Source organism: Mesorhizobium sp. M7A.F.Ca.CA.001.10.2.1, assembly GCF_003998575.1.
GTDB lineage: Bacteria > Pseudomonadota > Alphaproteobacteria > Rhizobiales > Rhizobiaceae > Mesorhizobium.
Genome location: NZ_RZQY01000869.1, coordinates 1 through 2,016, shown reverse-complemented (window position 1 = coordinate 2,016; position 2,016 = coordinate 1). Strand labels below are relative to the sequence as shown.

Here is a 2,016-nt window from a genome sequence, read left to right as displayed (position 1 = left end):
GCACCCAGTTGATCTCGGGCGGGATTTCCTTCTGCAACTCGATGATGGCGTCGGCGAGCTTCTTCATCTCGACCTTGCCGGCATCGTTGATCACCTCGGAGCCGGTCGGGAACAGCACTTCCGACTGGAAGACGAAGCGGTCGCCGACGATACGGATGTTCTCTCGGTCGGCGAGGATTTCGCGCAAGCGGCCGAAGAAGTCGGAGCGGTAGCGGTTCAACTCCTGCACGCGCTGTGCCAGAGCGACGTTGAGGCGTCGGCCGAGGTCGGCGATCTTGGTGTTGGAATCGCGGTCGCGGATTTCGGAGACGTTGAGCGCATCCTCGAGCGCGCCGATCTGCTTGCGCAGTGCCGCGATCTGCTGGTTGAGGATCTCGACCTGGCTCAGCGCCTGCTGGCTGATCTGGCGTTGGTTGTCGAGTTCGCCGCCCAGCGCCGCGGCGCGCTGGTTGGCGGCGTCGCCGGCACCGGCGCCTTGCGCCAGCAACTGTTGGAGCCGGCTCCTTTCCGCTTGCGCGGCTGACAGCGACGCCTGCAGATTGGCCAGTGAATCATCCTTGTCCTGCGCCGTCGAGCGCTCCAGCGCCAGCAACTGGGTCAGCTCGTTGATTTGCGAGTTGAGGCGCGAGAGTGCCGTATCCTTGCCGGAGATTTCGCGTCCCAGCAGGAACTGCGCCAGCACGAAGACCGTGAGCAGGAACATGATGGCCAAAAGCAGCGTCGACAGCGCGTCGACAAAGCCCGGCCAGTAGTCGATGCGGCGATCGGTGCGCCGGCCCCTGGCGAGTGCCACTTCAGTGCACTCCGGGCTTCTTCAGGGCATCGGCGATCTTTTCCAGCGTGTTGCGCATCGCCTTCTGCTCGTCGGACTGGGCTTCGACCCAGTCGCGCATGATCTGCTGTTCCGAGCGCATGTTCTTGACCAGGCCGGAAATGCCGTCGGCGAGATTGGCCATGGCGGTGGCGACGCGCGGGTTGGAGCCGCCGCCATTCTCCTGCATCGAGCGCAGCCTTTCCGACAGCACCCGGATCTCGTCGGAGGATTCGGTCTTGGCTGGGTCGGCGACGACGATGTCCGACGACAGGTCGGTCACCGAGGACAGCCAGTTTTCCAGTTCGGTGTAGAAGCGTGTCTGGGCGCGACCGGCCTGCAGGTCGAGGAAGCCGAGCACCAGCGAGCCGGAGAGGCCGAACAGCGAGGACGAGAAGGCGGTGCCCATGCCGGCCAGCGGCGCCGAAAGCCCCTGCTTCAGGGAATCGAGCACCGCGGCGGCGTCACCGGTGCCGGGATCGAGCGATTCGATGGTCTCGCGGATCGAACCGATGGTGTTCAACAGTCCCCAGAAAGTGCCGAGCAGGCCGAGGAACACCAGCAGGCCGACGAGATAGCGCGAGGTGTCGCGGCTTTCGTCGAGGCGGGTGGCGATGGAATCGAGCATGGTGCGCATCGAACTGGTCGAGAAGGCCGTCGCCGAGGAGCGGCCGATCATCGCCTTCATCGGCGCCAGAAGCACTGGTTCTGTCGTTTCCGAGCCGGCACGGAAGGAGTTGACCCAGCGCACTTCGCGAAACAGTCGCCCGACCTGGGCGAAGGCCAAAAGGATGCCGACCACCAGCACGCCGACGATCAGGCCATTGAGGCCGGGATTGCTGCCAAAAGCGGTTGAGATCTGTCGGGTGAGGATGGCGGCGATGAAGGCGACGATGACCAGGAAGATCACCATGGTCAGCAGAAAGACCTGCGGGCTCGATAATTTATGCGGGTCGTAGATCAGGACATCAGAACGTCTGCCCATGCCGAAGGATCTGAGAAAAGCCATCCGTGCCCCGTTTCCGATGCCGCCGCCGATCACGTAAACCGCGACTCTAAACGGAATTGTGACCAAATTGAATGGCGCTTGGCAATATTGCCGCGTCGAGAATGTCAGAGGCGATTGATGACCAGACAGTCGACCATGGCGGCCAGATGCAGGCCGGCGCCGGTGACGACGAAACCGTGCCACAGCGCGTTGTGGA

Annotated in this window: 2 protein-coding genes and 1 pseudogene; all 3 read right to left on the bottom strand. The window is 63.3% G+C overall.

The genetic code is table 11. The annotated features are described in order from the left end of the window. A partial coding sequence (locus EN964_RS32835; protein WP_127277321.1) for a peptidoglycan -binding protein occupies positions 1 to 793 on the bottom strand: 793 nt, incomplete at its 3' end. Position 794: 1 nt separating this feature from the next. After that, the gene (locus tag EN964_RS32830) at positions 795 to 1,820 is read right to left on the bottom strand and encodes a MotA/TolQ/ExbB proton channel family protein (RefSeq protein ID WP_027037204.1); all 1,026 of its coding nucleotides are present in this window, start codon (positions 1,818 to 1,820) and stop codon (positions 795 to 797) included. Positions 1,821 to 1,924: 104 nt separating this feature from the next. Next, positions 1,925 to 2,016, bottom strand: a pseudogene (locus EN964_RS38920) (hemolysin III family protein); the annotation flags it as partial.

Excerpts from the sequence above, each read along its gene's own strand:
- EN964_RS32830 (WP_027037204.1), bottom strand. The coding sequence starts at position 1,820 with ATGGCTTTTCTCAGATCCTTCGGCATGGGCAGACGTTCTGATGTCCTG.